The 22,030-nt window shown below is 60.6% G+C and carries 27 protein-coding genes and 1 tRNA gene; 19 read left to right on the top strand and 9 right to left on the bottom strand.

Features of this window, described 5'->3' with window-relative positions:
- Positions 1 to 119, top strand: a 119-nt coding sequence (locus D3D01_RS21725) for an integrase core domain-containing protein (protein WP_147439909.1), incomplete at its 5' end; no start/stop codon positions are given.
- Between the two features lie 138 nt (positions 120 to 257).
- On the top strand, positions 258 to 2,504 hold the full coding sequence (locus D3D01_RS21730) for a PAS domain S-box protein (RefSeq protein WP_121513744.1): 2,247 nt from the start codon (positions 258 to 260) through the stop codon (positions 2,502 to 2,504).
- Positions 2,505 to 2,611: 107 nt separating this feature from the next.
- Here D3D01_RS21730 and D3D01_RS21735 read toward each other — a convergent pair whose 3' ends face one another.
- From D3D01_RS21735 to D3D01_RS21750, 4 genes are all read right to left on the bottom strand, one after another.
- The gene (locus tag D3D01_RS21735) at positions 2,612 to 3,046 is read right to left on the bottom strand and encodes a hypothetical protein (protein ID WP_101350036.1); all 435 of its coding nucleotides are present in this window, start codon (positions 3,044 to 3,046) and stop codon (positions 2,612 to 2,614) included.
- Positions 3,047 to 3,317: 271 nt separating this feature from the next.
- Positions 3,318 to 3,608 carry a hypothetical protein gene (locus D3D01_RS21740; RefSeq protein WP_101350037.1) on the bottom strand — a complete coding sequence of 97 codons (291 nt, stop codon included), beginning with the start codon at positions 3,606 to 3,608 and terminating at the stop codon, positions 3,318 to 3,320.
- On the bottom strand, positions 3,601 to 4,617 hold the full coding sequence (locus tag D3D01_RS21745) for a PGF-CTERM sorting domain-containing protein (protein ID WP_101350038.1): 1,017 nt from the start codon (positions 4,615 to 4,617) through the stop codon (positions 3,601 to 3,603). Before D3D01_RS21745 ends, D3D01_RS21740 begins: the two co-directional genes overlap by 8 nt.
- A 77-nt stretch (positions 4,618 to 4,694) precedes the next feature.
- Positions 4,695 to 5,477 (bottom strand): DUF2797 domain-containing protein, encoded by a 783-nt coding sequence (locus D3D01_RS21750; protein ID WP_121513745.1) that lies wholly within the window; start codon positions 5,475 to 5,477, stop codon positions 4,695 to 4,697.
- A gap of 48 nt (positions 5,478 to 5,525) precedes the next feature.
- Here D3D01_RS21750 and D3D01_RS21755 point away from each other — a divergent pair, with 48 nt between their 5' ends.
- Positions 5,526 to 5,981, top strand: coding sequence for a YbhB/YbcL family Raf kinase inhibitor-like protein (locus D3D01_RS21755; RefSeq protein ID WP_101350040.1), 456 nt, complete (start codon positions 5,526 to 5,528; stop codon positions 5,979 to 5,981).
- A gap of 7 nt (positions 5,982 to 5,988) precedes the next feature.
- Here the strand turns inward: D3D01_RS21755 and D3D01_RS21760 are convergent, their stop codons facing one another.
- On the bottom strand, positions 5,989 to 6,915 hold the full coding sequence (locus D3D01_RS21760) for an NAD-dependent epimerase/dehydratase family protein (protein ID WP_121513746.1): 927 nt from the start codon (positions 6,913 to 6,915) through the stop codon (positions 5,989 to 5,991).
- 117 nt (positions 6,916 to 7,032) lie between these two features.
- On the opposite strand from D3D01_RS21760, the gene D3D01_RS21765 reads away from it, so the two are divergent.
- The 13 genes from D3D01_RS21765 (at position 7,033) to D3D01_RS21825 (ending at position 16,647) form a co-directional block, all read left to right on the top strand.
- Positions 7,033 to 7,686, top strand: coding sequence for a thioredoxin domain-containing protein (locus D3D01_RS21765; RefSeq protein WP_101350042.1), 654 nt, complete (start codon positions 7,033 to 7,035; stop codon positions 7,684 to 7,686).
- The gene (locus D3D01_RS21770; protein ID WP_121513747.1) at positions 7,683 to 8,225 is read left to right on the top strand and encodes a tRNA (cytidine(56)-2'-O)-methyltransferase; all 543 of its coding nucleotides are present in this window, start codon (positions 7,683 to 7,685) and stop codon (positions 8,223 to 8,225) included. Before D3D01_RS21765 ends, D3D01_RS21770 begins: the two co-directional genes overlap by 4 nt.
- Before the next feature lie 55 nt (positions 8,226 to 8,280).
- Positions 8,281 to 9,633, top strand: a complete 1,353-nt coding sequence (locus D3D01_RS21775; protein ID WP_121513748.1) for a sulfatase — start codon at positions 8,281 to 8,283, stop codon at positions 9,631 to 9,633.
- On the top strand, positions 9,630 to 10,187 hold the full coding sequence (locus D3D01_RS21780) for a dihydrofolate reductase (RefSeq protein WP_121513749.1): 558 nt from the start codon (positions 9,630 to 9,632) through the stop codon (positions 10,185 to 10,187). The genes D3D01_RS21775 and D3D01_RS21780 overlap by 4 nt, the downstream gene beginning before the upstream one ends.
- Before the next feature lie 182 nt (positions 10,188 to 10,369).
- A complete protein-coding gene (locus tag D3D01_RS21785) occupies positions 10,370 to 10,537 on the top strand; it encodes a hypothetical protein (protein ID WP_232794545.1) in 168 nt (55 codons plus the stop codon).
- A gap of 178 nt (positions 10,538 to 10,715) precedes the next feature.
- Complete coding sequence (gene tfe / locus D3D01_RS21790; RefSeq protein ID WP_004592762.1) at positions 10,716 to 11,246, top strand: transcription factor E; 531 nt, start codon at positions 10,716 to 10,718, stop codon at positions 11,244 to 11,246.
- Positions 11,246 to 11,917 (top strand): DUF2110 family protein, encoded by a 672-nt coding sequence (locus D3D01_RS21795; RefSeq protein ID WP_121513750.1) that lies wholly within the window; start codon positions 11,246 to 11,248, stop codon positions 11,915 to 11,917. Before tfe ends, D3D01_RS21795 begins: the two co-directional genes overlap by 1 nt.
- 10 nt (positions 11,918 to 11,927) lie before the next feature.
- Positions 11,928 to 12,710: a DUF5803 family protein gene (locus D3D01_RS21800; protein ID WP_121513751.1), complete on the top strand. Its 783-nt coding sequence runs from the start codon at positions 11,928 to 11,930 to the stop codon at positions 12,708 to 12,710.
- Between the two features lie 75 nt (positions 12,711 to 12,785).
- Positions 12,786 to 13,628, top strand: coding sequence for an NOP5/NOP56 family protein (locus tag D3D01_RS21805; protein WP_121513752.1), 843 nt, complete (start codon positions 12,786 to 12,788; stop codon positions 13,626 to 13,628).
- On the top strand, positions 13,625 to 14,257 hold the full coding sequence (locus D3D01_RS21810) for a fibrillarin-like rRNA/tRNA 2'-O-methyltransferase (RefSeq protein ID WP_101350050.1): 633 nt from the start codon (positions 13,625 to 13,627) through the stop codon (positions 14,255 to 14,257). Before D3D01_RS21805 ends, D3D01_RS21810 begins: the two co-directional genes overlap by 4 nt.
- 106 nt (positions 14,258 to 14,363) lie before the next feature.
- The gene (locus D3D01_RS21815; RefSeq protein ID WP_101350051.1) at positions 14,364 to 15,443 is read left to right on the top strand and encodes a glutamate--cysteine ligase; all 1,080 of its coding nucleotides are present in this window, start codon (positions 14,364 to 14,366) and stop codon (positions 15,441 to 15,443) included.
- Between the two features lie 90 nt (positions 15,444 to 15,533).
- Complete coding sequence (locus D3D01_RS21820) at positions 15,534 to 16,088, top strand: winged helix-turn-helix domain-containing protein (RefSeq protein WP_121513753.1); 555 nt, start codon at positions 15,534 to 15,536, stop codon at positions 16,086 to 16,088.
- Between the two features lie 70 nt (positions 16,089 to 16,158).
- Positions 16,159 to 16,647, top strand: a complete 489-nt coding sequence (locus tag D3D01_RS21825; RefSeq protein ID WP_121513754.1) for a phosphopantetheine adenylyltransferase — start codon at positions 16,159 to 16,161, stop codon at positions 16,645 to 16,647.
- Here the strand turns inward: D3D01_RS21825 and D3D01_RS21830 are convergent, their stop codons facing one another.
- Positions 16,648 to 16,956 (bottom strand): cyclin, encoded by a 309-nt coding sequence (locus D3D01_RS21830; RefSeq protein ID WP_101350054.1) that lies wholly within the window; start codon positions 16,954 to 16,956, stop codon positions 16,648 to 16,650.
- Between the two features lie 86 nt (positions 16,957 to 17,042).
- Between D3D01_RS21830 and D3D01_RS21835 the strand changes: the two genes are divergently transcribed.
- The 3 genes from D3D01_RS21835 (at position 17,043) to D3D01_RS21845 (ending at position 18,564) form a co-directional block, all read left to right on the top strand.
- Positions 17,043 to 17,127 (top strand) — tRNA-Leu (locus tag D3D01_RS21835).
- 60 nt (positions 17,128 to 17,187) lie between these two features.
- A complete protein-coding gene (locus D3D01_RS21840) occupies positions 17,188 to 18,288 on the top strand; it encodes a site-specific integrase (protein WP_199725573.1) in 1,101 nt (366 codons plus the stop codon).
- A gap of 3 nt (positions 18,289 to 18,291) precedes the next feature.
- On the top strand, positions 18,292 to 18,564 hold the full coding sequence (locus D3D01_RS21845) for a hypothetical protein (protein WP_121513755.1): 273 nt from the start codon (positions 18,292 to 18,294) through the stop codon (positions 18,562 to 18,564).
- 119 nt (positions 18,565 to 18,683) lie between these two features.
- On the opposite strand, the gene D3D01_RS21850 is transcribed toward D3D01_RS21845, so the two are convergent.
- The 3 genes from D3D01_RS21850 to D3D01_RS21860 all read right to left on the bottom strand — a co-directional run bounded on the left by D3D01_RS21850 (position 18,684) and on the right by D3D01_RS21860 (position 21,791).
- A complete protein-coding gene (locus D3D01_RS21850; protein ID WP_121513756.1) occupies positions 18,684 to 18,905 on the bottom strand; it encodes a hypothetical protein in 222 nt (73 codons plus the stop codon).
- 225 nt (positions 18,906 to 19,130) lie between these two features.
- Entirely contained in the window at positions 19,131 to 19,811 is a 681-nt protein-coding gene (locus tag D3D01_RS21855; RefSeq protein WP_147439970.1) for a hypothetical protein, read from the bottom strand.
- Between the two features lie 354 nt (positions 19,812 to 20,165).
- Complete coding sequence (locus D3D01_RS21860) at positions 20,166 to 21,791, bottom strand: hypothetical protein (protein WP_199725575.1); 1,626 nt, start codon at positions 21,789 to 21,791, stop codon at positions 20,166 to 20,168.
- Positions 21,792 to 22,030: the final 239 nt, after the last annotated feature.

Below are 22,030 nucleotides of genomic sequence, written 5' to 3' on the forward strand. Positions count from 1 at the left end.
GGCGGGGCAGTCAATCCAGCGCGAAACAGTGGTTACGACGCTTCAGACACCACTACAACCACGAACGACCGAACCAAGCACTCGACGGACGAACGCCAGCTGAGGTCATCCAGAACTAGACAGTGCCAGAAGAGGGATTCTGACACGAGCCAATGACAACACACGTCGACCGGTAATAGTGTGGATGTGTCAGCGTCCGATTCCAGAGACGGTCTTTTAAGTCAGCGACCTATACTGTGTGACAACTACCCAAACCTATGACGCATATTGCTGACCCTATCCGTATTCTTCACGCCGACGATGAGCCGGGGTTTGCCGACATGACGGCAACGTTTCTCGAACGCGAGGACGACCGGATAGACGTCCAGACTGCGACGAGTGCCACGGCGGGGCTGGAAACTCTGGCCGACACCGACATCGACTGTGTCGTCTCTGACTACGATATGCCCGAGCGGAACGGCATCCAGTTCCTCGAAGCCGTTCGCGAGGAGTACAGGTCGCTTCCGTTCATTCTCTACACTGGCAAAGGGTCGGAGGAAATCGCAAGCGACGCTATCTCGGCTGGTGTCACCGATTATTTGCAGAAAGAGAGCGGCACGGACCAGTACACGGTGCTGGCAAACAGAATCACGAACGCTGTGGAGTCCCAGCGAGTCAAGCGAGAGCGCAACCGCCAGCTTGACGCCATCGAGAGCGCAAAGGAGGGGATCAGCATCCTTGACGAGGACGGGCGGTTCATCTTTGTCAACGAAGCGTACGCGGACCTCTACGGCTACGAGCCCGAGGAGATGCGGGGGGAGCACTGGGAACTGCTGTACCGGGATGAGGACATCCCGCGCATCTACGAGGACATCCTTCCGACTGTCGAAGAAAACGGCTACTGGACCGGGACGACGATGGGACTCCGTGCTGACGGGAGCACATTCACCGAGGACCACGTGCTCGCGATGACCGACCACGGCGAGCTGGTCTGTACAGTCCGGGACCTCTCTGAAAGACAGGGCGACGAGCAGGAGCTGTCCCGAATCAAACGCGCGATGGACGAGGCACCCATCGGTATCGTGATCACCGGTCTCGAACAAGAAGGGACTCCGATAATCTACACCAACCGCCGGTTTCTGGAACTGACCGGCTACACAGAGTCGGAGGTACTCGGCCGAAACTGCCGGTTCCTGCAGGGCGAGGCGACAGAGTCCGAGCCGGTCGACGCAATGCGTGCGGCCATTGAAGCGGACGAGTCTGTGTCGGTCGAACTCCGGAACTACCGGAAAGACGGGACCCTGTTCTGGAATCAGGTGACTATCGCACCCGTGCGTGACGATGACGGAGCGGTCGTCAATTACGTCGGGTTCCAACAGGATATCACCGAGCGGAAAGAACACGAACACCGCCTCAGAGCACTCAGTGAGTCGGTCCAAGACCTACTCCGGGCTGACACCCGCGAAACGGTGGCCGAGATCGGCGTCGAAACGGCGCGCACTGTCCTGGGGCTCGAAGCGAACACGATTCACCTCTACGACGAGGACGCACGGACTCTCGAACCGGTCGCCGCATCCGACGCGATATATGAGCTGATAGACGAGTTGCCGACCTTTACGCCCGGGGATAGCATTGCATGGCGCGTCTACGAGTCCGGCGATGCTCTCGCCGTCGACGACGTCCATGCTGACCCGGACATCTACAACCCGGACACGCCGATCAAAAGCGAACTGTATCTTCCGCTTGGCGAGCATGGCATCCTGCTGGCCGGCTCGGAGACGGCCGCGGCGTTCGACCAGCGGGACGTCGTCCTCGGGGAGATTCTCGCCGGACACGTCACCAGCGCGCTCAAGCAGGTCGAAGGGACCGAACAGTTACGTGACCGCGAACGGGCTCTCGAACAGCACAACGACCGGCTCGAATCGTTCACCAGCGTCGTCTCACACGACCTACGGAATCCGCTGAACGTCGCCCAGGGCCGACTGCAACTCGCACGCGAGCAGTGTGAGAGTGAGCATCTGGCCGCTGTCGAGCGAGCACACGAGCGGATGGACACGCTGCTAACTGATCTGCTCACGCTGGCACAGGACGGTGAGACCGTCACCGACCGCGAACCGGTCGCGCTCGCATCGCTCGCCGAAAACTGCTGGAAGACTGTCGAAACGGCCGATGCGACACTCATCACCGATATCGACCGGACCGTGCTGGCAAACGAGAGCCGTCTGAAGCAGTTGTTCGAAAATCTCGTTCGGAATGCGGTCGAACACGCCGGAACGGATGTGACCGTGCGGGTCGGGGCATTGGACGACGGGTTCTACGTCGCCGACGACGGCCCCGGTATCTCCGAAGACGAGCGAGAGACAGTGTTCGAAGCCGGCTACTCGACGAGCGCGGAGGGAACTGGGTTCGGGCTCAGTATCGCCCGGCAGGTCGCCTCGGCACACGGCTGGGAGCTCAGCGTTCGAGACAGTGCCGATGGTGGCGCACGCTTCGAGATTACCGGCGTCTCGTTTTGTGATTCGTAGCGACTGGGGAAGCGTCCGTCTGGGGTGTCGTTGGCACCCGTTCGAAGGGCCTCGCCGCCCCGCAACTGCTCGATACCGTTCGCAAAACCGTCGCAAACTGCGTTCCGTTAGTCTTCGAGCGCGTCGGCGATACGGTCAAGCGACCGTCGCATGTCGTGGACTTCGTCCCGGAGCTTTCGCATCTCGCGCGTGAGTTCCTCGTTGTCGCTGCCGCCCGATTCCTCGTGCTGCCCTGGCGGGCCGCCGCCCATGCCGCCGGGACCGCCCGGACCGGGGCCGCCGGGGCCGCCGCCCATCATGCCGCCCATCATCTGCGCGAACGGGTTGCCGCCGCCCATGCCGCCGGGGCCGCCGCCACCGCCCATCATCTCTTCCATGCGCTCTTCGCGGCTCATCTCTTCGCCGTCGCCCTCGCCTTCTTCGCGCTCCTCGGCGCGCTGCTGTCGTATCTCTTCGACCCGCTCGCGGAAGGACTTCTCCTCGCCGCCGTCCTCGGTCGCATCCGCCGATTCGTCAGCGTTCTCAGGTTCATCGTCTGCCATACGCCCGGCTTTGGTTGGGCCGCTGAAAAGGGTTGCCGTCCGAAGGCAGGCTGCGGTACAGGCGGTTAGCGAAGGACGCTGGTCCGGAGAATCTCACCGTATTCAGGTGACTGGTTCGCGAAGTTGGAGATGAACCGAGTCACGCCGGCGTCCGGCCAGGAGGTCGTCGGGTCGTGCGCATACCGTTCGACGTTTCTCTGACGGGGTTCCGAAACCTTGAGTTGCTGAAAAGACGGTCGAGAGTGCCTGATATAGCCAGCGACAGCCCGTCTCAGGCGAGCCGTCGGACTAGCACCGAGAGCCCCAGCCCACAGGCGAGGATGACGACGAGGTTGAACCCCGCCCTGAACAGCGGTCGATACCTGTCGGTGACGAACGTATCAATCGCCGACGACGCGGAGAAGTAGAACTGGAGCGTCGCGATGAGCGCCACGAGCGTGAGGATAGCGAATACTGCCCACTGTGCGTAGATTGCTATTGCCGGTCCGGTGTCGTCGTCCGGTTCGTCAACAGCGTCGCCGGTGTCCTGTGCCACTGCGTCGGTGGTGGAGGTGTCACTCATTGGTCTGTCTCCGTGCGATGAGGAGGCCGCTTGCGAGGACTGCAATCAGTCCGAGCACCGCCGTGAAGCCGGGACCTTCTCCGGCCGCAGTCTGCTGTGGCTCTTCCATCTCCCGGTCTTCGGGGCGGTCCTGCTCGAAATCGCTGGACTGGAAGCCGATCTGTTGTCTGGTTTCGTTCTCCTGCAGCCGCTCCGTCGGATGGAGGTTCGCCGGAGAACTTTCCGTCCCGACGATGACGCCGTCCGAGAGCAGCATCCCGTCAAGCCAGTAGTTGTAGTCGTCAGGCACCGTCAGTTGCGTTCTGATGATCTCCGTTCGGCCGGGCCGAATCTGACCGACCCGCACGGTCGACTCGTCTGCGATGACGTTCGAGTCAGCCTGCCGCGCCCGGAGGCGCAGCGAGAGGTCATCAGACGGATTGTTGCCGGCGTTCGTGACGTACACCGAGACGTTCAGCGTCGTCTGGTTGTTCGAGACGCTGTCAATCCGATAGGTGATGGAGTCCAGCGGGACGCCGGCGTTCTCGAACCGCTGGAAGGTCACGGTACTGCGAGCGTACGCCGGAGTGAGTGCGTCGACGTTCTGGACCGACCGCTGACCGGTCTCGACGCGGTTACCGTCCTCGTAGACGATTGTGTCGATCCGATAGCCGCCCGCCCGCTCGACTGTAATGTTTGACCGCACCGATACTTCTCGTTCCCCTTCGATTGTGCCGACTGACTGCCGCGTGGTCGTCGCGACGAGGCCGGTGTCCGCATCTATGGCCCGCGTCTCGACAGTGACGTTCTCGGCCGGCCCGCCGCGATGTGAGAGTCGGGCGTCTAGAGAGAGCGTCACAGTCTGGCCGTCGACCGACGCCGGTTCGATGGTCGTCTCACGGAGGTCGAGGTAGCTCTCGCGAACGTTGTCCTCGGGTTCGGAGAGCGCGCCGGGGACCGCTGTTGCACCGATGAGCATGGCCAGGACGACCACGACCATGCCACCGGTCAGGAGGGTTTCACGTCGCACAGACGAATGGCCAACAGCCGCCTTTAAATGTCTTCTGCACTGTCAGATTCGGAACACAGCGACGTCAGTCTCCACCGTTACCCGAACGCGCCGAGGCTCGACTGAAGGTCCCGGTCGGTCCCGCCGTCTGAGAGTTCGTAGCCAACGAGCTGGCGGAGGTCCACGGCGTAGACGCTGCCGTTGTTCGCAAGCACGGCGACTCGTCCTTTCGTCCCTCGGACGGTCCCCGTCGCCAGGATTTCGTCCATCGGTCGGTCCGACAGAGTCAGACCGTACTCGAAGTCGTAGGTCGCCAGCGGGTCGTAGCGCTCACACAGCGACGCCCACCAGTCGGTGTCGACGGACTGGTCGAAGCCCGATATTTTGGTGGGCACTCTGACCCGGTCCCCCAGTTCGGCGGCGATGTCGGCTTCGACCTGTCGGGCGATACGGCCGTCGGCGACGGTCCGGAGGTGGGCGGCCTTGTCTGCTCCCTGCTCGCGGAGCCGGGTTTCCAGCCGCCAGGAGCGGGTGACGCCGACCTTGATAGCATCGGGCGCGAACGCCGCCAGATACACCGCGTGTTCCTCGTCGCAAGTGTCGAGCGGTTTGTTGCAGTCCCCGGTACAGCGAGCACACGGCCAGATGTCGGTGTGTTCCGGGCAGTATGGCGCGGGGTCGTTGTCACAGTGAAAATGTCGGTCGCCGTCGACCGCGCCGGCGCAGTGTCGCTCGCCGAGTGTGTATGAGAGTTCGGTGTCCGGGTCCAGCCGCTCAGTAATCACGCTCCCGTCCTCGGCCAACAGGAGCGCGGCGTGTTCGTCGACCCGCGCGCGATAGCCCACGACCTGCACGTCCGGCGGTTCGGCGCGGAGCCGCAAATGGCTGCCGGGACGATGTTTTTGTGGTTGTCTGTCATATCTTCAGACATGGCAAATCTACAGCTCCGAAGTCCGGCGTTCGACGACGGCGAGCGCATTCCCGAGGAACACGGCTACTCGGCAGCGAACACGAATCCCCCGCTGGAGGTCGAGACTGTCCCGTCGAACGCCTCGTCGCTCCTCCTCATTGTCGACGACCCGGACGCGGAGGAGCCGGCCGGGAAGGTGTGGGACCACTGGCTCGTCTGGAACATCCCGCCAGATATCGGCCGGATTCCGGAAGGATGGGAGCCTGCCGAGGCGACAGAGGGACAGAACGACTTCGGCGAGGTTGGCTGGGGCGGTCCGAGTCCGCCCGACCGGGAACACACCTATCGGTTCCTCCTGTACGCGCTAGATACGACGCTCGACCTCTCCCCGGCGGCAGACAAAGACGACGTATACGACGCGGCTAGCGGCCACGTCGTCGAAAAGGCACAACTGAACGGTACGTATCCGGCCTGAGCCGCGCTCAGAGTTCTTCGAGCAGTTCGCGGGTCGACTGCCGCACCGCGTCGTCGCTCGACTGTTCGGGTTCCCAGCCGAGCGCGGAGAGCTTATCGATGGAGAGGCGCATCCGCGGCACGTCGCCGGTCCAGCCGCGGTCGCCGCCGGTGTACTCGTACTCGGGGTCGATATCCATCTCGTCGGCGACGATGCTGGCGATGCGGTCGACCGAGGTGGTCGTCCGCGTGCCGAGATTGAACACGTTGTGGTCCTTGTCGGCGTGTTCGACGGCAAACAGCATCGCGTCGAGGCACTCGGAGATGTGCATGTAGGATTTCTCCTGGCGGCCGTCGCCGAGAATCGTCAGCGTCGACGGGTCCTCGGAGAGTTTCTCGATGAAGTCGGGAATGACGGCCCCGCGCAGGCGTGGCCCGACGATATTGGCGAACCGGAACACCCACGACTGGATGTCGTGGCTGTGGGCGTACGTCGAGACGAGTGACTCCTCGGCGAGTTTCGCCGCGCCGTAGACGCTGATCGGCTCAAGCGGCGCGTAATCTTCCGGTGTCGGTCGCGGCGCCTCGCCGTATACCGTGGAGGACGACGTAAACACCAGATTCCCGACGCCAGCGTCCTGCATTCGTTCGAGGATGTTGTACGTGATGTCGCTGTTGTCCTCGAACTGCCGGCGGGGGGTGTCCGTATCCACCAGTTTCGACGCCGCGAGGTGGACAACGAGGTCGACGTCGCTCGTGATAGCCTCAGCGACGACATCGGGGTCGGTAAGGTCACCGTCTAGATAGGTTGCGTCCCCGTGGACCCACTCGGATTGTCCGTTCGCTTCGTTGTCGACGACCACTACGTCGTTGTCCGGAACGAGGCGCTCCACCAGATGCGACCCGATAAAGCCTGCCCCGCCGGTGACGACTATTCGCTTCTCTGATACGTCCATAGTTGCGATGTTACGTATGCGAGGTAAAACGTTGCGGTCGCGGCCGATTCCAGTGGAGTCGGTAGCCCCGTACCGGATGACAACGTCGTTTTATAGCTTCCCCTGTGAGAGTCGGCTATGACTCGATTCACTCGCCGCGGCTTCCTCTCGGCGACGACTGTCGCTCTCGGCGCGCTGGCCGGGTGTGTCGGTGGCGGTTCCGAGTCGGCCGGAACGGAGACGCCGACCCCCGCGCCGGGCCAACCGCTCTCGACGCCGGTTGCAGGCGACCCCGAAGCTGACGTTACGGTCGCTGTGTACGAGGATTACGCCTGTCCGCACTGCGCGACCTACTCGGAGTCCGTCTTCCCTAAAGTTCAAGACGACTACCTCACTGCTGGAGCCGTCCGGTACGAGTTCCATGACTTCCCGATACCGGTCGACGAGGAAGTATCGTGGCAGGCCGCAAGCGCCGCGCGTGCCGTACAGGACAACGTCGGCGACGAGGCCTTCTTCACCTACTCCAAGCGTCTGTTCGCAAACCAGAACCAGCTGGGGCCGGACACCTACGCCGACCTGACGGAGGGACTGGACGTCGACGGCGAGACCGTTCGAGCGGCTGCGACGGGGGAGCTGTACCGCCCGACGGTCTCCGGTGACCGCGAGGCCGGTATCGACCGCGGCGTCCAGGGAACACCAGCCGTGTTCGTCAACGACGAGCAGGTCGAGTGGAGCGAGATTGCTTACGAACCGGTCCGGGACGCTATCGAAGCGGCACGGAGCGACGGATGAAGGACTCCCTGCAGGTGACGGTGCTTCGGCTGGGCCACCGCCCCGGTCGGGACGAGCGGATGACGACCCACGTCGGACTCACCGCACGCGCGCTCGGGGCAGACAAGGTCGTGCTGGCCAACGCTGCCCGCAACCAGGCCGACACCGTCATTGACATCACCGACCGGTTCGGCGGCCCCTTCGACGTGGCTTCGACGGAGGAGCCAAAGCGACTCATCCGTGACTTCGAGGGGCACGTCGTCCATCTGACGATGTACGGCGAGCCGGTCCAGGACGTGGAAGGCGACGTTCGCGCGGCCCACGCCGAGGAGCCGCTGCTGGTCGTCGTCGGCGCGGAGAAAGTCCCCTTCGAGGTGTACGAACACGCCGACTGGAACGTCGGTGTCACCAATCAGCCACACTCCGAGGTCGCCTCGCTAGCTGTCTTCCTCGACCGCCTGTTCGAAGGCCGGGAGCTGGACCGCGGCTGGGAGAACCCCGACAGGGTGGTCGTCCCGCAGGAAACCGGCAAGCGGGTCGTCGACCCGGACGAAGAGTGATACCCACGCAGTTGTGCCGCGGGCCTTTTATCGCTCGACGCTAACTGTGGCTCAGATGTCGCGTCACAACGTGTTGCTCGTCGTCGCTGACAGTCTCCGCGCTCGGAGCACCTCCGTGCTGGGCTATCGCCGTGAGACGACGCCCTTCCTCGACGCCTTCACCGAGGAAGCAACGGTGTACACGCAGGCTCGCAGCCCGAGCAACTGGACCGTCCCCAGCCACGTCAGTCTGTTCACGAGCCACGAAACCCACGAACACGGCGTCGACCACACCGCTAGACTCGACGCCGGCCACACGATCTTTGAGGAACTGGCCGATGCGGGCTATGACACGGGATTGTTCTCCGATAATCCGTTCCTGACCGACCACGAATCGGGGCTTGACGAGGTGTTCCAGACGGCTGTCGGCTCGCCCGAAGAGTACGATTCGGCGTACGAGACCAACGGCTCGCTGGGCGACTGGCCCAACGGCTTCTGGTACGCCGATCGGACGCTAGAGTGGATCTCTGAGCGGGAGGGCGACTGGGCCGCCTGTATCAATCTGATGGACACCCACCGCCCGTACGAACCGCTCGCCGAGTACGACGAGTGGAGCGACGAGCGCTCCCGCGACATGCAGGAGTCGATGGGATTTAAGTGGCACTGGGAGTTCCTCTCGGGGACCCTCTCGCTTGGCTTTGCCGGCATTCTCGAACAGATATACGACGGCGCAGTCCGGCAGGCAGACGCCATCTTCGAGAGTCTGATCCGTGGACTAGAGGAGCAGGGTGTCCTCGACGACACGCTGGTCGTCTTCGCCGGCGACCACGGCGAGGGGTTCGGCGAGCCGACGGCGATTCCTGCGGAGCCGCCGGCGGTCAGCCATCGCATCGGAACCCACGACACAATGTACCACGTCCCGCTCATCGTCCGTGCCCCCGGCCAGCGTGAGGGACACCGCGTCACCGACCTGGCGACGCTCAGCCGATTCCCCGACGCCGTCCGCGCGATGGCGCTCGGCGACGGCAACGCCGACGGCCCGGCGTTCGCCTCGCCGAACGGGACCGTCGTCGCGTCCCAGTCCCCTATCGGTCCGGCGATGCGCGAGGAGGCCGAACGGGTCTGTGGGGACGCCACCCCGTTCGCAAAACACGCCAGGCTGGTCTATCACGACCGGCCCGGCGACGAAGTGCGAAAACGGGCGGCGTGGGGCGACAGTGCCCACGAATCCATCATCAAAGGCTGTGGCGGCACAGCCGAGGATACCGATATCGATGCCGCCATCGTCCGGAACCACTTCGACAGCGACCGGTACGCGGACGTGGATATTGCAACGCCGCTCGACGGCTACACCGAGTTCGAGGATGCGTCCGACACGCAGTTTGCCGGGGACCTCGACGAGCGACTGGAGGCACTGGGATACAAATGACGACAATACCCGACACAGAACTGGTCCTTGTGGTCGCCGCCGACGAGAACAACGTTATCGGTCTGGATGGCGGCGTCCCCTGGCACTATCCCGAGGACGTGCGCCAGTACAAGGCCCGTATCGCCGGCCACCCTATCATCCTCGGCCGGCGGACGTTCGATTCGATGAAGCCCATCCCGGACTGCTACACCGTCGTCCTGACGAGCGACGACAGCCGGAGTGCCAATGCGGAGACAGTCGAGTACGCCACGACGCCCCAGATAGCCGTCGAAGCAGCCGCCCGCGCCGGTACGACCGAAGCGTTCGCCGGCGACAGCGCTGGCGCAGGTGACTCGCCGCCTATCACGTACGTCATCGGCGGCGAGGCGGTGTACGACCTGTTTCTCCCGTTCGCCAGCCGGGTTTTCCTCAGCCGCATCCACGAACGCAACGAGGGCGACCGGTATTTCCCGGATATGGGTTCAGAGTGGACAGAACTGTCCCGAGAGTCGTACGACGGGTTCGATGTCATCGAGTACAAGCAGGCGTCGCCGCGGCCGCTTGAGGAGCTATGACCGGTCACCGATGAAGCAGGCGACCCGAAACTGTCCGTGGTTTGAAAACCATAGCTGTTAAAGTAATCCAACTGACTACTATTCGGCAGCAACACGCGATGTTAGATAAAATCAAAAAATCCGTATCAGATGTACTCTCGGGTGGGAAGGAGCAGTCGGATAACGGACTACAAGCAGGCACGGTGAGTAATAAACGCATTCAGGCTAGCTCTGCCGGCGACGACGGTGCAGATTCGACCGGCGAACCCGAATCGAATCTCTACGAGTGTCCGTCCTGTGACTCCGTCTTCGTCGCTATCGACAAAGAGACGTGCTCCTCCTGCCGGACTCCGGTCGAGCGAATCGAATAGCGGGGCGGCGCTGTTGGATACCGTTTCAAACGGTAGCGGAAAACACTGCTCACCGCCGCTGTTGCTGAACATCGGGCTCGAGAGCGCTCCGTGCCAGCAGCACGGTCCCGTCCCGTGTCGGCGTTCAAGAGAGGACGACCCGATGGTTTTAACCACGTGACTCCCGGACGTGCGGGTAATGGCTTTTGAGGAACTCTTGGAGGACCCCGTCATACAGAAGTACCTCCACGAGCTGGTCGGACCGAAAGGGATGCCGGTCGCCGCCGCGCCGCCGGACGGCGAAGTGACCGACGAGGAACTGGCCGAAGAGCTCGGGCTCGAACTGAACGACGTGCGCAGAGCGCTGTTTATTCTCTACGAGAACGACCTCGCGACCTACCGTCGGCTCCGAGACGAGGACTCCGGATGGCTCACGTACCTCTGGACGTTCCAGTACGAGAAGATTCCCGAGCAACTGCAAGAGGAGATGCACCGCCTGCTCGACGGCCTCGAAGAGCGCCGCGAGTACGAGCGGGAAAACGAGTTCTACCTCTGTGAGCACTGTGGCATCCGCTTCGAATTCGGCGAGGCGATGGAGTTCGGCTTCGAGTGTCCCGAGTGTGGCAATCAGGTCGAAACGATGGAGAACACCCGTCTCGTCACCGCGATGGAGAACCGCATCGAGGAGCTCAGAGACGAGCTGAATGCCGACGTGGACGTGGAAGCCTGATGGTCGTTCTCGGTACAAAAGTGTACGTCGCCGGCGACGCCCGGGACCGTACGCTCGACGGACTGCGCTCGATGGTCGGCAACGAACTCGGCGACCTCGACGTGGAATACGATATCGGCCTCCGGGACGACGAGTTCCCGTCGGTGACTGTCGACGGCCCCGACGAAACCGTTGCGCGAAACCTCCTCCGCGAGGAGTTCGGCGAGATGGTCGCCGACCACGAGGACGGGGAGACGTACGTCGGAACGCTCGACTCGTGGGACGAGGACGGCTTCGTTCTCGATGTCGGCTTCGGCCAGACGGTCCGGATTCCGGCTGAGCAGCTCGGTCTCGGCCAGGGGACGCCGACCCAGATCCGAAAGCGGTTCGGACTGGTCCAGCACCTGCCGCTCCGGTTCGTCGCCGGCGACCCGCCGCGTCTCGCCGAAGTCGAACAGGATCGCCTCTACGAGTGGACCCGCGGCAACGGCCGCATCAACGCCAACAGCGTCACCCGCTCGGAGGCGCGCGCCACGGTCAACCGCGCCGGCCACGCACAGGACATCGTCACCGTCGAACGCATCGGCCTGCTGGAACAGAGCATCGTCTGTAACCCGGACACCGACCCGCCGGGACTGCTCGCCGACATCGGGCAGTACATGCCGTCGGAGCTGCTGGCAATCGTGCCCTGACTTTCGAGCCATGAAACGCCGCCACATCCTGCTGGTCGCCGTTCTCGCACTGGTCGCCCTCTCGGGCTGTACCGGCTTCTTCGGCTCCGAAGAGGTCGACCCGGAGCGGCTGAACGAGAACGCGAGCTACGACTGGAACACCTCGGCAGACGGGACCATCGTCATCGAGGAGTCGAAATACACCGCCGTCTACGCCGTCGAAAACGAGACGACGTTCGACGTGTACACCGTCGACGGCCTCGGGCGCGAGCGGAGCGTCCCCATCAGTGCGCTTCGGTTCCGGTACGAGAACGGAACTGTCGTTAGCGCCGCCAACTCCTCGCTGAGCGCCTCGGAAACCCGCCAGCGAACGACTGTCAATCTCTCCGGGAACGTCTCCGGAAAGGTGGGCTATTCGGTCGCACGGACCGGCAAGCGCTTCGCCTCCCCGACCCTCGTCGAAGACGGATCGTACACGGTCGTACTCCCGCCCAACACTGGGGCCGGGATACCGTTCCTCTCACGGATTAGCCCGGGTGGCTACGAGTCCGAGACCGTCGACGGCCAGCAGGTCATCCGCTGGGACGAGGTGACCGCCGACCAGATTATCGTCCGGTACTACCTCGACCGTGACCTGTGGCTGTTCGGCGGCCTGTCGGCCATCGCCATCGTCATCGGCGTCGTGGGAACGCTGTACTACTACCGACAGCTACAGGCGGTGATTCGCCGACGCAAGGAGGCCGGTATCGACCTCGAAGAAGAGGACGGCGACGACGACCCGCGGGACCGCGGGCCGCCGCCAGGAATGCGCTGAGGGCGGAACGGGACTGAGCACGGTTCGCAGACGCTAACCGGGTCACTTTTTCGCATCCGGCGTGCACACACGGCTATGAGCAACGGGTGGTTCGCCGGGCTGGACCCGGACGACGACGCGGCCGCTGTCGAACAGATAGCGGCCGGGCGAGCCGACACGCCGGAAGACTGGCCACAACAGGCCGTCGCGGCGGGGTTCGCAGACGATGAAGCGGCCTACTACGACCGGCTGCACGAGGTGACGATGGCGGCCACCAGCGCGGCGGTCGCCGAACAGGAGGGCGCCGACGACCAGCAGCTTGTCCACGCGGTGCGGGCGATGGCCGACTGCGAACGCACGGCGAATGAACTCTCCGAACGGGTCGCTGAATGGGGCGGAAGCCGATACGGCGACAGCGGAAGCGGCGTCGAGTACGCCCGCTCACTGGCCGACCGGGAGGACGAGGACGAGGGCGACACGGCACTTCGAGCGCTCGCCGAGCAGACGGCCGGGCTGGCCGACGAGGCGGACTCGCTTCGGGCGTACATCGAGCGGACCGCGCCCGCCGTTGCGCCGAACCTCTCGATGCTGGCCGGACCAGTGCTGGCGGCCCGGCTCATTTCACTGGCCGGCGGCCTCGAAGCGCTGGCGAAGAAACCGAGCGGGACGGTGCAGGTTCTCGGGGCGGAAGACGCGCTCTTTGCCCACCTCAAGGGGAACGCACCGTCGCCGAAACACGGCGTCATCTTCACCCACGAGTACGTGCGCGGAACTCGCCGGGAGGACCGCGGGTCGGCCGCGCGAGCACTCGCCGGGAAGCTCTCGATTGCCGCCCGTATCGACCACTACAGCGGCGACCGCCGGCCGGACCTGCAGGCGGAACTCGACGACCGAATCGAACGGATTCAGGCACGAGCCGAGGAGGGAGACGACGAATGACGCTGCCAAACGGCGTCGAACGCCACGACTTCGGCGGCGAGGCGAGCCTCGCCACACAGGGACAGCCGGTGTACGGCGAGCGGACCGACGGCGACTGGCGGCGGTGGGACCCCCACCGCTCGAAGCTCGGCGCGATGCTCGAACAGGGAATGGACACCGGCCTCGACGGCGGCGAGACGGTGCTGTATCTCGGTGCGGCGGCCGGGACAACGGTGAGCCACGTCGCCGACTTCTGTGGCCCGACTTACGCCGTCGAGTTCGCCCCTCGGCCGGTTCGGGAACTGCTCGACGCCGCGGAGAGCCGTCCGAACCTCTTCCCGCTGCTCAAGGACGCCCGCAAGCCCGGGAGCTACGCCCACGTCGTCGAACCGGTCGATGTCGTCGTGCAGGACGTGGCGACACGAGGGCAGGCCCGGGTGGCGGCGCTCAACAAGCGGTTCCTCGGCGACAACGGCCGGCTCCTCGCGGCGATCAAGGCCCGGAGCGAGGACGTGACCGCCGACCCCGACACTGTGTTCGACAGCGTCCGCGAGGAACTCAGCGCCGAGTACGAACTGCTTGAGACGGCGCGTCTGGACCCGTATCACGAGGATCACCTCGGTATCGTTGCCCGGCCCCGCGAGGACTGATTCGGTCCCTTCTGCTCACGCGACTTACTTCACGCGCGGACCAGTTATGCGGGCTGTGCGGGCAGGGACGGAAGGCTTTACCGGGTCGATTCCGATGTGCTGAGTAATGGACGCGACGGGTTCTGCCGAGCATTTTACCCGGATGGGGACGCTCGGCATCGAGGAAGAGTTCTACGTCGTCGACGAGTTCGGTCGCCCGACGTCTGGCACGGACGAGCTCGTCTACGAAACGGAGCCGCCAGCGGTTCTCGACGGCCGGCTCGATCACGAACTGTTCAAGTGCGTTATCGAGACACAAACACCGCGTATCGACGATCCGGCGGACGCCGGTGACCACCTCCGGTCGGTCCGGGATGCGCTGGTCGGCCACGCCGACGCGAACGGGTTCGGGGTCGCCGCCGCGGGCCTGCATCCGCTGGCGAAGTGGCGCGAACTCGAACACGCCGAGAAGCCACGCTACAAGTCACAGCTGGACCGCATCCAGTATCCACAGCACCGCAACACGACCGCGGGCCTGCACGTCCACGTCGGTGTCGACGACGCCGATAAGGCCGTGTGGGTGGCGAACGAACTCCGCTGGCATCTCCCGCTGATGCTCGCGCTGTCGGCCAACTCCCCGTACTGGAACGGCTTCGACACCGGGTTGCAGTCCGCTCGCGGAAAGATCTTTGAGGCCCTGCCCAACACTGGGATGCCGACGGCGTTCGACGATTACGACGCCTTCGAGGCGTACGAGCGGCGGATGCTCGAAACGGGCAGTATCGACGACCGGGGCGAACTTTGGTTCGACGTGCGACCCCACTCCGGCCACGGCACCGTCGAAGTGCGTGCGCCGGACGGGCAGGCCGATCCGGACCGCGTGCTTGCCTTCGTCGAGTACGTCCACGAACTCGTCGTCGACCTCGCTGAGCGCTACGAGGACGGCGAATCCGGCCGACAACTCCGCCGAGAGTTCCTCGACGAGAACAAGTGGCGCGCGATCCGTCACGGCCAGTCCGCGGACCTGCTGTCGCGCGATCTTTCGACCACACGCTCTGTCGAAGAACTGGTCGAAATCGAGAGTGACCGACTTGATATCGATGGTTTGTGGGAGCTGTATGACCGCGAAAGCGGCGCAGAGCGACAGCGCCGGCTTCGCTCGGAGGAGGGTGTCATGGCGCTCGCGGACTCACTGCGACTGGCCTGACCTGGGACCGGAACCGGCTGATTGGCACGGCAGAGAGCTATAGCCAAGGTTTTTATTCAGCTGTAGCTTTTGTCCTCACAGAGACAACGTATGTCTGCAGACGACACCGACCACGACGACCCCGAGGACACAGACGATGTCCGTGACCGAATCGAGCAGGAGGCAGACCGCGCGGTCGAGCAGTTCGACGAAGGGATTGTCGACCTGCTGGCGTGGGTCCTCGACACGGAGACGCGGGCGCGGATCTACGTTCACTTGCGACAGCAGCCCGAAAGCACCAGCGAGGAGATAGCCGAGGGGACCGGCCTGTATCCGAGCACTGTCCGCGAGGCCCTGGCCGCGCTCACCGAGGAAGAGGTTGTAACGCGTCAAAAGCGTGAGAGCGACGGCGCGGGCAACAACCCCTACGAGTACAGCGCCATCTCGCCGAGCGACCTCGTCAACACCATCGTCGGTGACATCCAGTCGGAACTGAACACGGTGTTCAACCTCGACGATCACATCGGTGGCGAAACGACACTAGAACCTGACGACGAGCCGGTAACGATCTCTGTCGAGGATGCGAACGACGACGCCGACGCGAGCGAAGATACTGGCAGCGACGAGGGCGGATCTGAGGACGAGAACGACGACGCCGACGTGTAGTCAAACCCCGCTCAAGCGAGCTGTTTCGCAAGTCGATATTACTAAACCTACCCGTGCCGTTGCCCGGGATATGAATGTCGCGCTGGGGGGAACGTTCGACCCGATTCACGACGGACACCGCGCGCTGTTCGAACGCGCATTCGAACTCGGGGACGTGACAGTCGGCCTCACCAGCGACGACCTCGCGCCGAAGACGCGCCACGACCAGCGCCACGTTCGCCCGTTCAGCGAACGGCAATCCGCACTCGCCGACGAACTCGCGACGCTCGCCGCTGAGAAAGGGCGCGAGTGGGAGGTCCGGGAACTCACCGAGCCGACCGGCATCGCCACGGAGCCGCAGTTCGACACGCTCGTCGTCTCGCCCGAGACAGAGACTGGCGGCCGCCGAATCAACGAAATCCGCGAGGAACGGGGCCACGACCCGCTCGAAATCGAAGTCGTCCCGCACGTCCGCGCCGAAGACGGCGACATCATTTCGTCGACCCGGATCGTCAAGGGCGAAATCGACGAACACGGGAACCTCACCCCGAACCGCACTGGCCGACAAAACATTCCGTAGCTACCAGCCCGGCGCTTCGAGTCCGGCTGTCTCCAGCAGGTCCTTCCAGCGTTGCTGAATCGTCAACCGGGAGACGCCCGTCGCCTCTGCGACGGCTGACTGGGAGCGCTCCTCACCGGCAACCAAGGCACCGACGTACACGCTGGCCGCCATCGTCGCCTGTTTCGATCGGTCTTCCTCCGGGACTGTCGAGAGAAACAGGTCGACCGCGTGGGACCGCGCCGCCGTCCCGAGGTCGAGCCTGTCCGACGCTGTTTCGATGTCGGACAACCACGTATCGTGCTCGATGCGGTCACTGGCGCGGTACATATCACTCCATTGCTCCCCCTCCCACCTAAACCTTCGTCGCCGGCAAGCGAAGGGTTCTTGATGCCAACGCGGATATCGACTGGTGCGCGCGGGTTGCCGAGCCAGGCCAAAGGCGTAGCGCTTAGGACGCTATCCCGTAGGGGTCCGCCGGTTCGAATCCGGTCCCGCGCACTACGTGCCCCCGCCCCGTCCCGCGGTTTTCTAACTCGTCCAACGACTCCAGAGACGAGAATGCCACTCGACAAGCCAAATTCACTAGAACGCTACGACGTTCTGAGTGACGACGCAATGGAACCGAGTAGAGAAATTGTAATCATTCCCAAAGGCAATCAAAAATATCTCAATCACAAGCAAGCTCTCGACTACCACGAGTACCGAAAAAAGTTCCTGACCTACCTATTGAAATTGGGCAAAAATCCGCAGAAAGCCAAGGGCTACTCTCCGGATACAGTCCGAAATACCAGCTACCGTGCTGCTCGATTTGACCTATGGACATGGAACAATAGAGGCGGCTACTCCATCCCACCAGACCACGATGATGCGCAGGCATACATGGACGAGGTGGCGCTACGGGACGTGTCTGACTCGACAAAGGGAAAGGCCCTCGAAATGCTGCGACGCTACTCTGCATGGCTACAACGACGACATGGACGCGAAGAGTGGGAATTCAGTTGGGAGTTCCAAAGTGGTGGAGATAACAACGCTCCACGGGACTTCCTGACGAAAGAAGAGCGGCGACAAGTACGGCAGGCTGCACTCAGTTTGGACGGCAACCCAGCATATGGGATGGATGAATCAGAACTCCCTGATAGCACCAGTGACGGGAATTGGAAGTATACTTCAATCGTATGGACTAGTCTTGACGCTGGCCTTCGTCCGGTCGAAGTTGGTCGAGCAAAGGTCAGCTGGGTAGACTCTCAGAATGGCCTTCTGCGTATCCCCAGAGAGGAGTCAAGCAAAAACGAAGGAAATTGGACAGTCAGCCTTACCGACCGTACTGCAACGGCTCTTTCCCGGTGGATAGAGCAGCGAGGGCAACACGGTAGATATGACGACACGGACAGTCTGTGGCTCACTCAGCACGGGAATCCATACGGTTCCAAGGAACTTGGTCGGCTACTGAGAAAACTCTGTGACCGAGCAGGCATTGAGTACGAAAACCGCGAAATGTCATGGTATTCTATCCGCCATTCGGTTGGAACCTACATGACCAAAGAACGAGACCTCGCCGCGGCAAAAGCACAGCTTCGACACAGAAATGCGAAGACCACGATGAAATACGACCAAGTTCCGGTGAGTGACCGACGAGACGCACTCGACAAGATGGGGTAAATCATGACGGACGACACCACCAACATTGACATTGAGATTGACGTTGACCAGCTATCTGAATACATCCAGCAGTACAGGGACGCAACTGACCGGGAGGAGCAACGAGAGATAGAGAACAAGGTCCTTGCCGAGACTGTCTGGAAAACCCTTCCACAAGCTCAAGACGACCTCTTGGTCCTTAACGAGAGGCAGGTTGAAATCTTGTCTCGGGACCTTCCTGATGATGCTGAGAAGGCAGAACAAATACTGCGCTCAATGTACGTCCAAAGGCTGTAGCAACTATACCTCTCCTCATAGACTGGAGATGACAGGATAGTCTATTGGCGAGTCTGCTAAAATAATATTTTCGCTTTGTTGCAATCCGTAGGAAGTAATATATTCTCTTCCAGTTGCGGTCAATACAGTTCCTCTTCGTACAAACGGATTCTTGTTTTTTCGTCGTTGAATTTTGGGCCTTTCTTGACGGTCTGTTCTTGTCTATCCAGCCTGACTAACCCTGCTTCTTCTAATTCTTTGAGCGACCGATGAAGTAGCTCAAGTCGGAGTTTCGCTACATCCTCGTTGGCAGAGGGGAGGTCGCTACGGGCCGCAATGGCCGGTGTGTCGCTCTTTCTCATTATATAGTTTACTGTCAGGGCACCAATAAATATACACAGTTTTCACTGAGGTTTGTCTCTCTAATTAATCGAAGGGTCAAGGACTCCACACGCTCAGTAAGCAGACGTACTGTGCAGTCTATTCAGGGAATACTATCTGAAAACAGAACCTTGTGGGGAGTTCTATGACCGATGGTCGGAGCTACACTTACGCACATCGACCGAGGACACCGTGCCGCCTTGCTGTCACTCTATCTTCTCAATAACCTCGTCGGTATACCTGTACAATATCCGGTCTAGCTCCCATGGAGTGACATTGAGAGAGTTGGCAACAGAAACGTAGAAGTTCTCGTGCTGTTCGTATGAATTGAATTCGATACCCAACTCATCAGTTATATTTTTGATTCGGGTATCGAGTGCCAGCGTATCACGGAAGTCTGAATGGAGGAGGTCCATGCCAATATTTCGAGCATACTTGTCCCCGATACCTTTGAATTGCTTCAGGAACTCTACCTTCTCACCCTTTCCAGTTCTGGAACTGAATTCGTCCTGAGCTTCTTCTAACCCACCCATTGATTCAATCCTCTCCACATGAGAACTGATGTACATAGACTTCTTGTTGTGCATATTGACGCCTGCTTCCAGAAGAACTTCTTTGAGGTGAGCAATCCGGTCTTCTTCATCCATCTGTACCAAGTTCTCATACTCTACTTGAGCGTAGTATTCGTCATTCACAGCTAGAGTGTTACCGTGTGAACCCTGCAACGTAGACATACTCAGAATTAGTTCGAACCAAAGCGTATCTGACCTATTTTGGCGCTGCTTTGCAATCTGCTTTTGGTCCTCAATCTGTTCTTGGGCATCCGTTGTTTCGAGTACTCGCTCCACTGCTTCAGTCAGAGTTTCCTTTGCAACCTCCTTTTGCATAGATGTCAATACAAACGACTTATTCATCAGTCTTTATTGGCCCTCATGGACCGCAGAAGTCGCCAACCTTCGAGTGATTTTTCAGCCCTTAGTAGCAGATTTCTCGCCATCCACCGACAACAGAATATCTTCCAGCGATGGTTCAGTGTGTGAGTTTAATCAGTAGGATATCGCTCTACGGATGTCAGTATCAACTTCTTTTTTATACACGTCATAGTATCCCGATTACATTTCCCGACGCCGTCTTGCGGTTCTCGCACCATAACATAGTGGGGGGTCGGGGGTAAAAAGAAAGGTCTAATAGGAGATGTGATTACAGTATATTGAATTATTTTATGCCTGCTATATAATGTATTATTGCTGTGGTGGCACTTTGATGTGGTCGTAATCCTCCGGGAATGTTTGGATGATACTTTCGAACTGTTCTCGGGTTATCTCCGGCTTGAAATTGGCCCCAAACTGCTTTTTGAACCACTCCCATGCCGGTTCCCAGCCCCACTTGAGAAGCCGACAAGCAACTCGCCATTTTTCCATGTGGGACAGCGTCTCGATATCACCTTGCTCGGCTTGTTCTTGGAGCGCGGCAACTTCAGTTTGTGAGCCTCGCATTGATAGAGCGCTGTTATGACCTATTTCTGAGCCGGTCGTCTTTGAGGTCGAGGTATTCCCACTGGTCCCCGCCTTTCCAACATCATACCCTTGGCTCTGTAAGTAATCAAGCGCGGCTTGGCGACCGGGGTCATCATCTGTAAGAGTGTGACCCACAACGGCTGCTTGCTGCGGCTCAATTCTGAATATGCGAGAATTGCGGCTTTGACCGCCAATGATGACTACATTGTCACCAGCTTTGTAGTCCCACTTTTTGTAGTCGCGCTTGGACAACTGGAGTGGTGCGTGTTCGTCAGCCTTAGTGAATTCCTCGCCAGCACAACCTTGTGCCCCATAGAAGTACACAGGTACCAGCGCTGTGCCATTCCGCACGTCTTTGCGAGCGAAGGCTCCACCTTTCACCCTTACCACTGCAACACTTCTGCCATTACCTGCGAGAGCATATGGCGAGAACTCCTTGGCATTGTACTGAAGCCATTTGATTGCGTCCACCGTGTTATCGGGATACTGTTCCTGTTCGATGAGTGGTGTTTCTATCTCTTGGTTGTCTGATTCAATTTCAAGTACCGTCTTGTCACCATCCAGAACGCGGAATAGTGCCAGTGGGTCATCGAGTGGTGATTTCAGAGAGTTGACTGTCAGCGACTCTTGGGAAACAAACACCTGTTGAAGCACGTCAGCGTAGGAGTCAGGAACCTCCGTGGTCGCACTGTCTGCTTCTCTGAAGATACGCTCATGGTTCCATTCTGGCTCAATCTTGACTTTCTGAAGACCGGTCTTCGCGTGTTCCACACCGGGAAGTCGGAACATACGCTTGGCGTAATACAAGCCGCAGTCCAGTTCTGCACCCGTTTCAGTGCAGAACGTTTCGGCCAGTTCTTTGAGTCGTTCCCGCTGGTTCTCACCCGAGACAAACCGGGGCACATGGACGTGAATCGAACGATTTCCGGAGAAGTACAGCGTGCAAGAGTGGAACGATACGCCAAGATAATCTTCTACAAACTCGCGAAACCACCTGATGAGGGTAGCCGGACCTTCTTCGTGGTAGACATCGCTCTCGATATGAATGGGATAGAGAACGCGGTCGTCGGACTCGCATTCATCTTGGAGTTCTTTCGCTATAGAGCTCTCACCTTTGATTGCGTAACCGTTCTCAATCCCTTCGTGTCGTTCATACTGCTGAGGGGTTAGAACATAGATAGGACTCACAGTGATAGCACCATCAGGAATAGCTTCAAAAACTGTCCGAAATTTCGGCTCGCGTGTAGGTCCTTCACCGTCAGCAAAACCGTATTGAACACAAGGAATAAAATCCCAATCTTGCAGAGTTGTAGCCGATACACTAGTCGTTTGATTATTATTAGAGGACATTATTGAATACAAGCAGTTACAAAGTCCACACTGGCTCGCTTAGAAAGCTGTTCGAGCGTCTAACGGTTCGAATGGAATCTGGTCTATTTATAAGTGCGACTCAGTAGAATCTAGATGATACCGTCGCCTTATTGCGATTTTTGCAGCATAACATAGTGGGGTGGGTGTGTGGGGAATGGTAGACATAGTATCCCTTCATGCTTGTCTATCTATTCCCGTTACTTACCTCTGTAATGCTG

Origin of the sequence: Haloarcula sp. Atlit-7R, assembly GCF_003666065.1 — an archaeon.
Classification (GTDB): Archaea; Halobacteriota; Halobacteria; order Halobacteriales; family Haloarculaceae; genus Haloarcula; species Haloarcula taiwanensis.

What these genes read in the sequence shown, in the direction of transcription:
- D3D01_RS21740 (WP_101350037.1), bottom strand. Translation starts at nt 3,608, where the DNA reads ATGAGTGACACCTCCACCACCGACGCAGTGGCACAGGACACCGGCGAC.
- D3D01_RS21795 (WP_121513750.1), top strand. Translation starts at nt 11,246, where the DNA reads ATGGTCGTTCTCGGTACAAAAGTGTACGTCGCCGGCGACGCCCGGGAC.
- D3D01_RS21860 (WP_199725575.1), bottom strand. Translation starts at nt 21,791, where the DNA reads ATGTCCTCTAATAATAATCAAACGACTAGTGTATCGGCTACAACTCTG.
- D3D01_RS21775 (WP_121513748.1), top strand. Translation starts at nt 8,281, where the DNA reads ATGTCGCGTCACAACGTGTTGCTCGTCGTCGCTGACAGTCTCCGCGCT.
- D3D01_RS21840 (WP_199725573.1), top strand. Translation starts at nt 17,188, where the DNA reads ATGCCACTCGACAAGCCAAATTCACTAGAACGCTACGACGTTCTGAGT.
- D3D01_RS21815 (WP_101350051.1), top strand. Translation starts at nt 14,364, where the DNA reads ATGGACGCGACGGGTTCTGCCGAGCATTTTACCCGGATGGGGACGCTC.
- D3D01_RS21780 (WP_121513749.1), top strand. Translation starts at nt 9,630, where the DNA reads ATGACGACAATACCCGACACAGAACTGGTCCTTGTGGTCGCCGCCGAC.
- D3D01_RS21845 (WP_121513755.1), top strand. Translation starts at nt 18,292, where the DNA reads ATGACGGACGACACCACCAACATTGACATTGAGATTGACGTTGACCAG.
- D3D01_RS21830 (WP_101350054.1), bottom strand. Translation starts at nt 16,956, where the DNA reads ATGTACCGCGCCAGTGACCGCATCGAGCACGATACGTGGTTGTCCGAC.
- D3D01_RS21735 (WP_101350036.1), bottom strand. Translation starts at nt 3,046, where the DNA reads ATGGCAGACGATGAACCTGAGAACGCTGACGAATCGGCGGATGCGACC.
- D3D01_RS21820 (WP_121513753.1), top strand. Translation starts at nt 15,534, where the DNA reads ATGTCTGCAGACGACACCGACCACGACGACCCCGAGGACACAGACGAT.
- tfe (WP_004592762.1), top strand. Translation starts at nt 10,716, where the DNA reads ATGGCTTTTGAGGAACTCTTGGAGGACCCCGTCATACAGAAGTACCTC.
- D3D01_RS21765 (WP_101350042.1), top strand. Translation starts at nt 7,033, where the DNA reads ATGACTCGATTCACTCGCCGCGGCTTCCTCTCGGCGACGACTGTCGCT.
- D3D01_RS21770 (WP_121513747.1), top strand. Translation starts at nt 7,683, where the DNA reads ATGAAGGACTCCCTGCAGGTGACGGTGCTTCGGCTGGGCCACCGCCCC.
- D3D01_RS21850 (WP_121513756.1), bottom strand. Translation starts at nt 18,905, where the DNA reads ATGAGAAAGAGCGACACACCGGCCATTGCGGCCCGTAGCGACCTCCCC.
- D3D01_RS21730 (WP_121513744.1), top strand. Translation starts at nt 258, where the DNA reads ATGACGCATATTGCTGACCCTATCCGTATTCTTCACGCCGACGATGAG.
- D3D01_RS21855 (WP_147439970.1), bottom strand. Translation starts at nt 19,811, where the DNA reads ATGCAAAAGGAGGTTGCAAAGGAAACTCTGACTGAAGCAGTGGAGCGA.
- D3D01_RS21805 (WP_121513752.1), top strand. Translation starts at nt 12,786, where the DNA reads ATGAGCAACGGGTGGTTCGCCGGGCTGGACCCGGACGACGACGCGGCC.
- D3D01_RS21800 (WP_121513751.1), top strand. Translation starts at nt 11,928, where the DNA reads ATGAAACGCCGCCACATCCTGCTGGTCGCCGTTCTCGCACTGGTCGCC.
- D3D01_RS21755 (WP_101350040.1), top strand. Translation starts at nt 5,526, where the DNA reads ATGGCAAATCTACAGCTCCGAAGTCCGGCGTTCGACGACGGCGAGCGC.
- D3D01_RS21760 (WP_121513746.1), bottom strand. Translation starts at nt 6,915, where the DNA reads ATGGACGTATCAGAGAAGCGAATAGTCGTCACCGGCGGGGCAGGCTTT.
- D3D01_RS21810 (WP_101350050.1), top strand. Translation starts at nt 13,625, where the DNA reads ATGACGCTGCCAAACGGCGTCGAACGCCACGACTTCGGCGGCGAGGCG.
- D3D01_RS21825 (WP_121513754.1), top strand. Translation starts at nt 16,159, where the DNA reads ATGAATGTCGCGCTGGGGGGAACGTTCGACCCGATTCACGACGGACAC.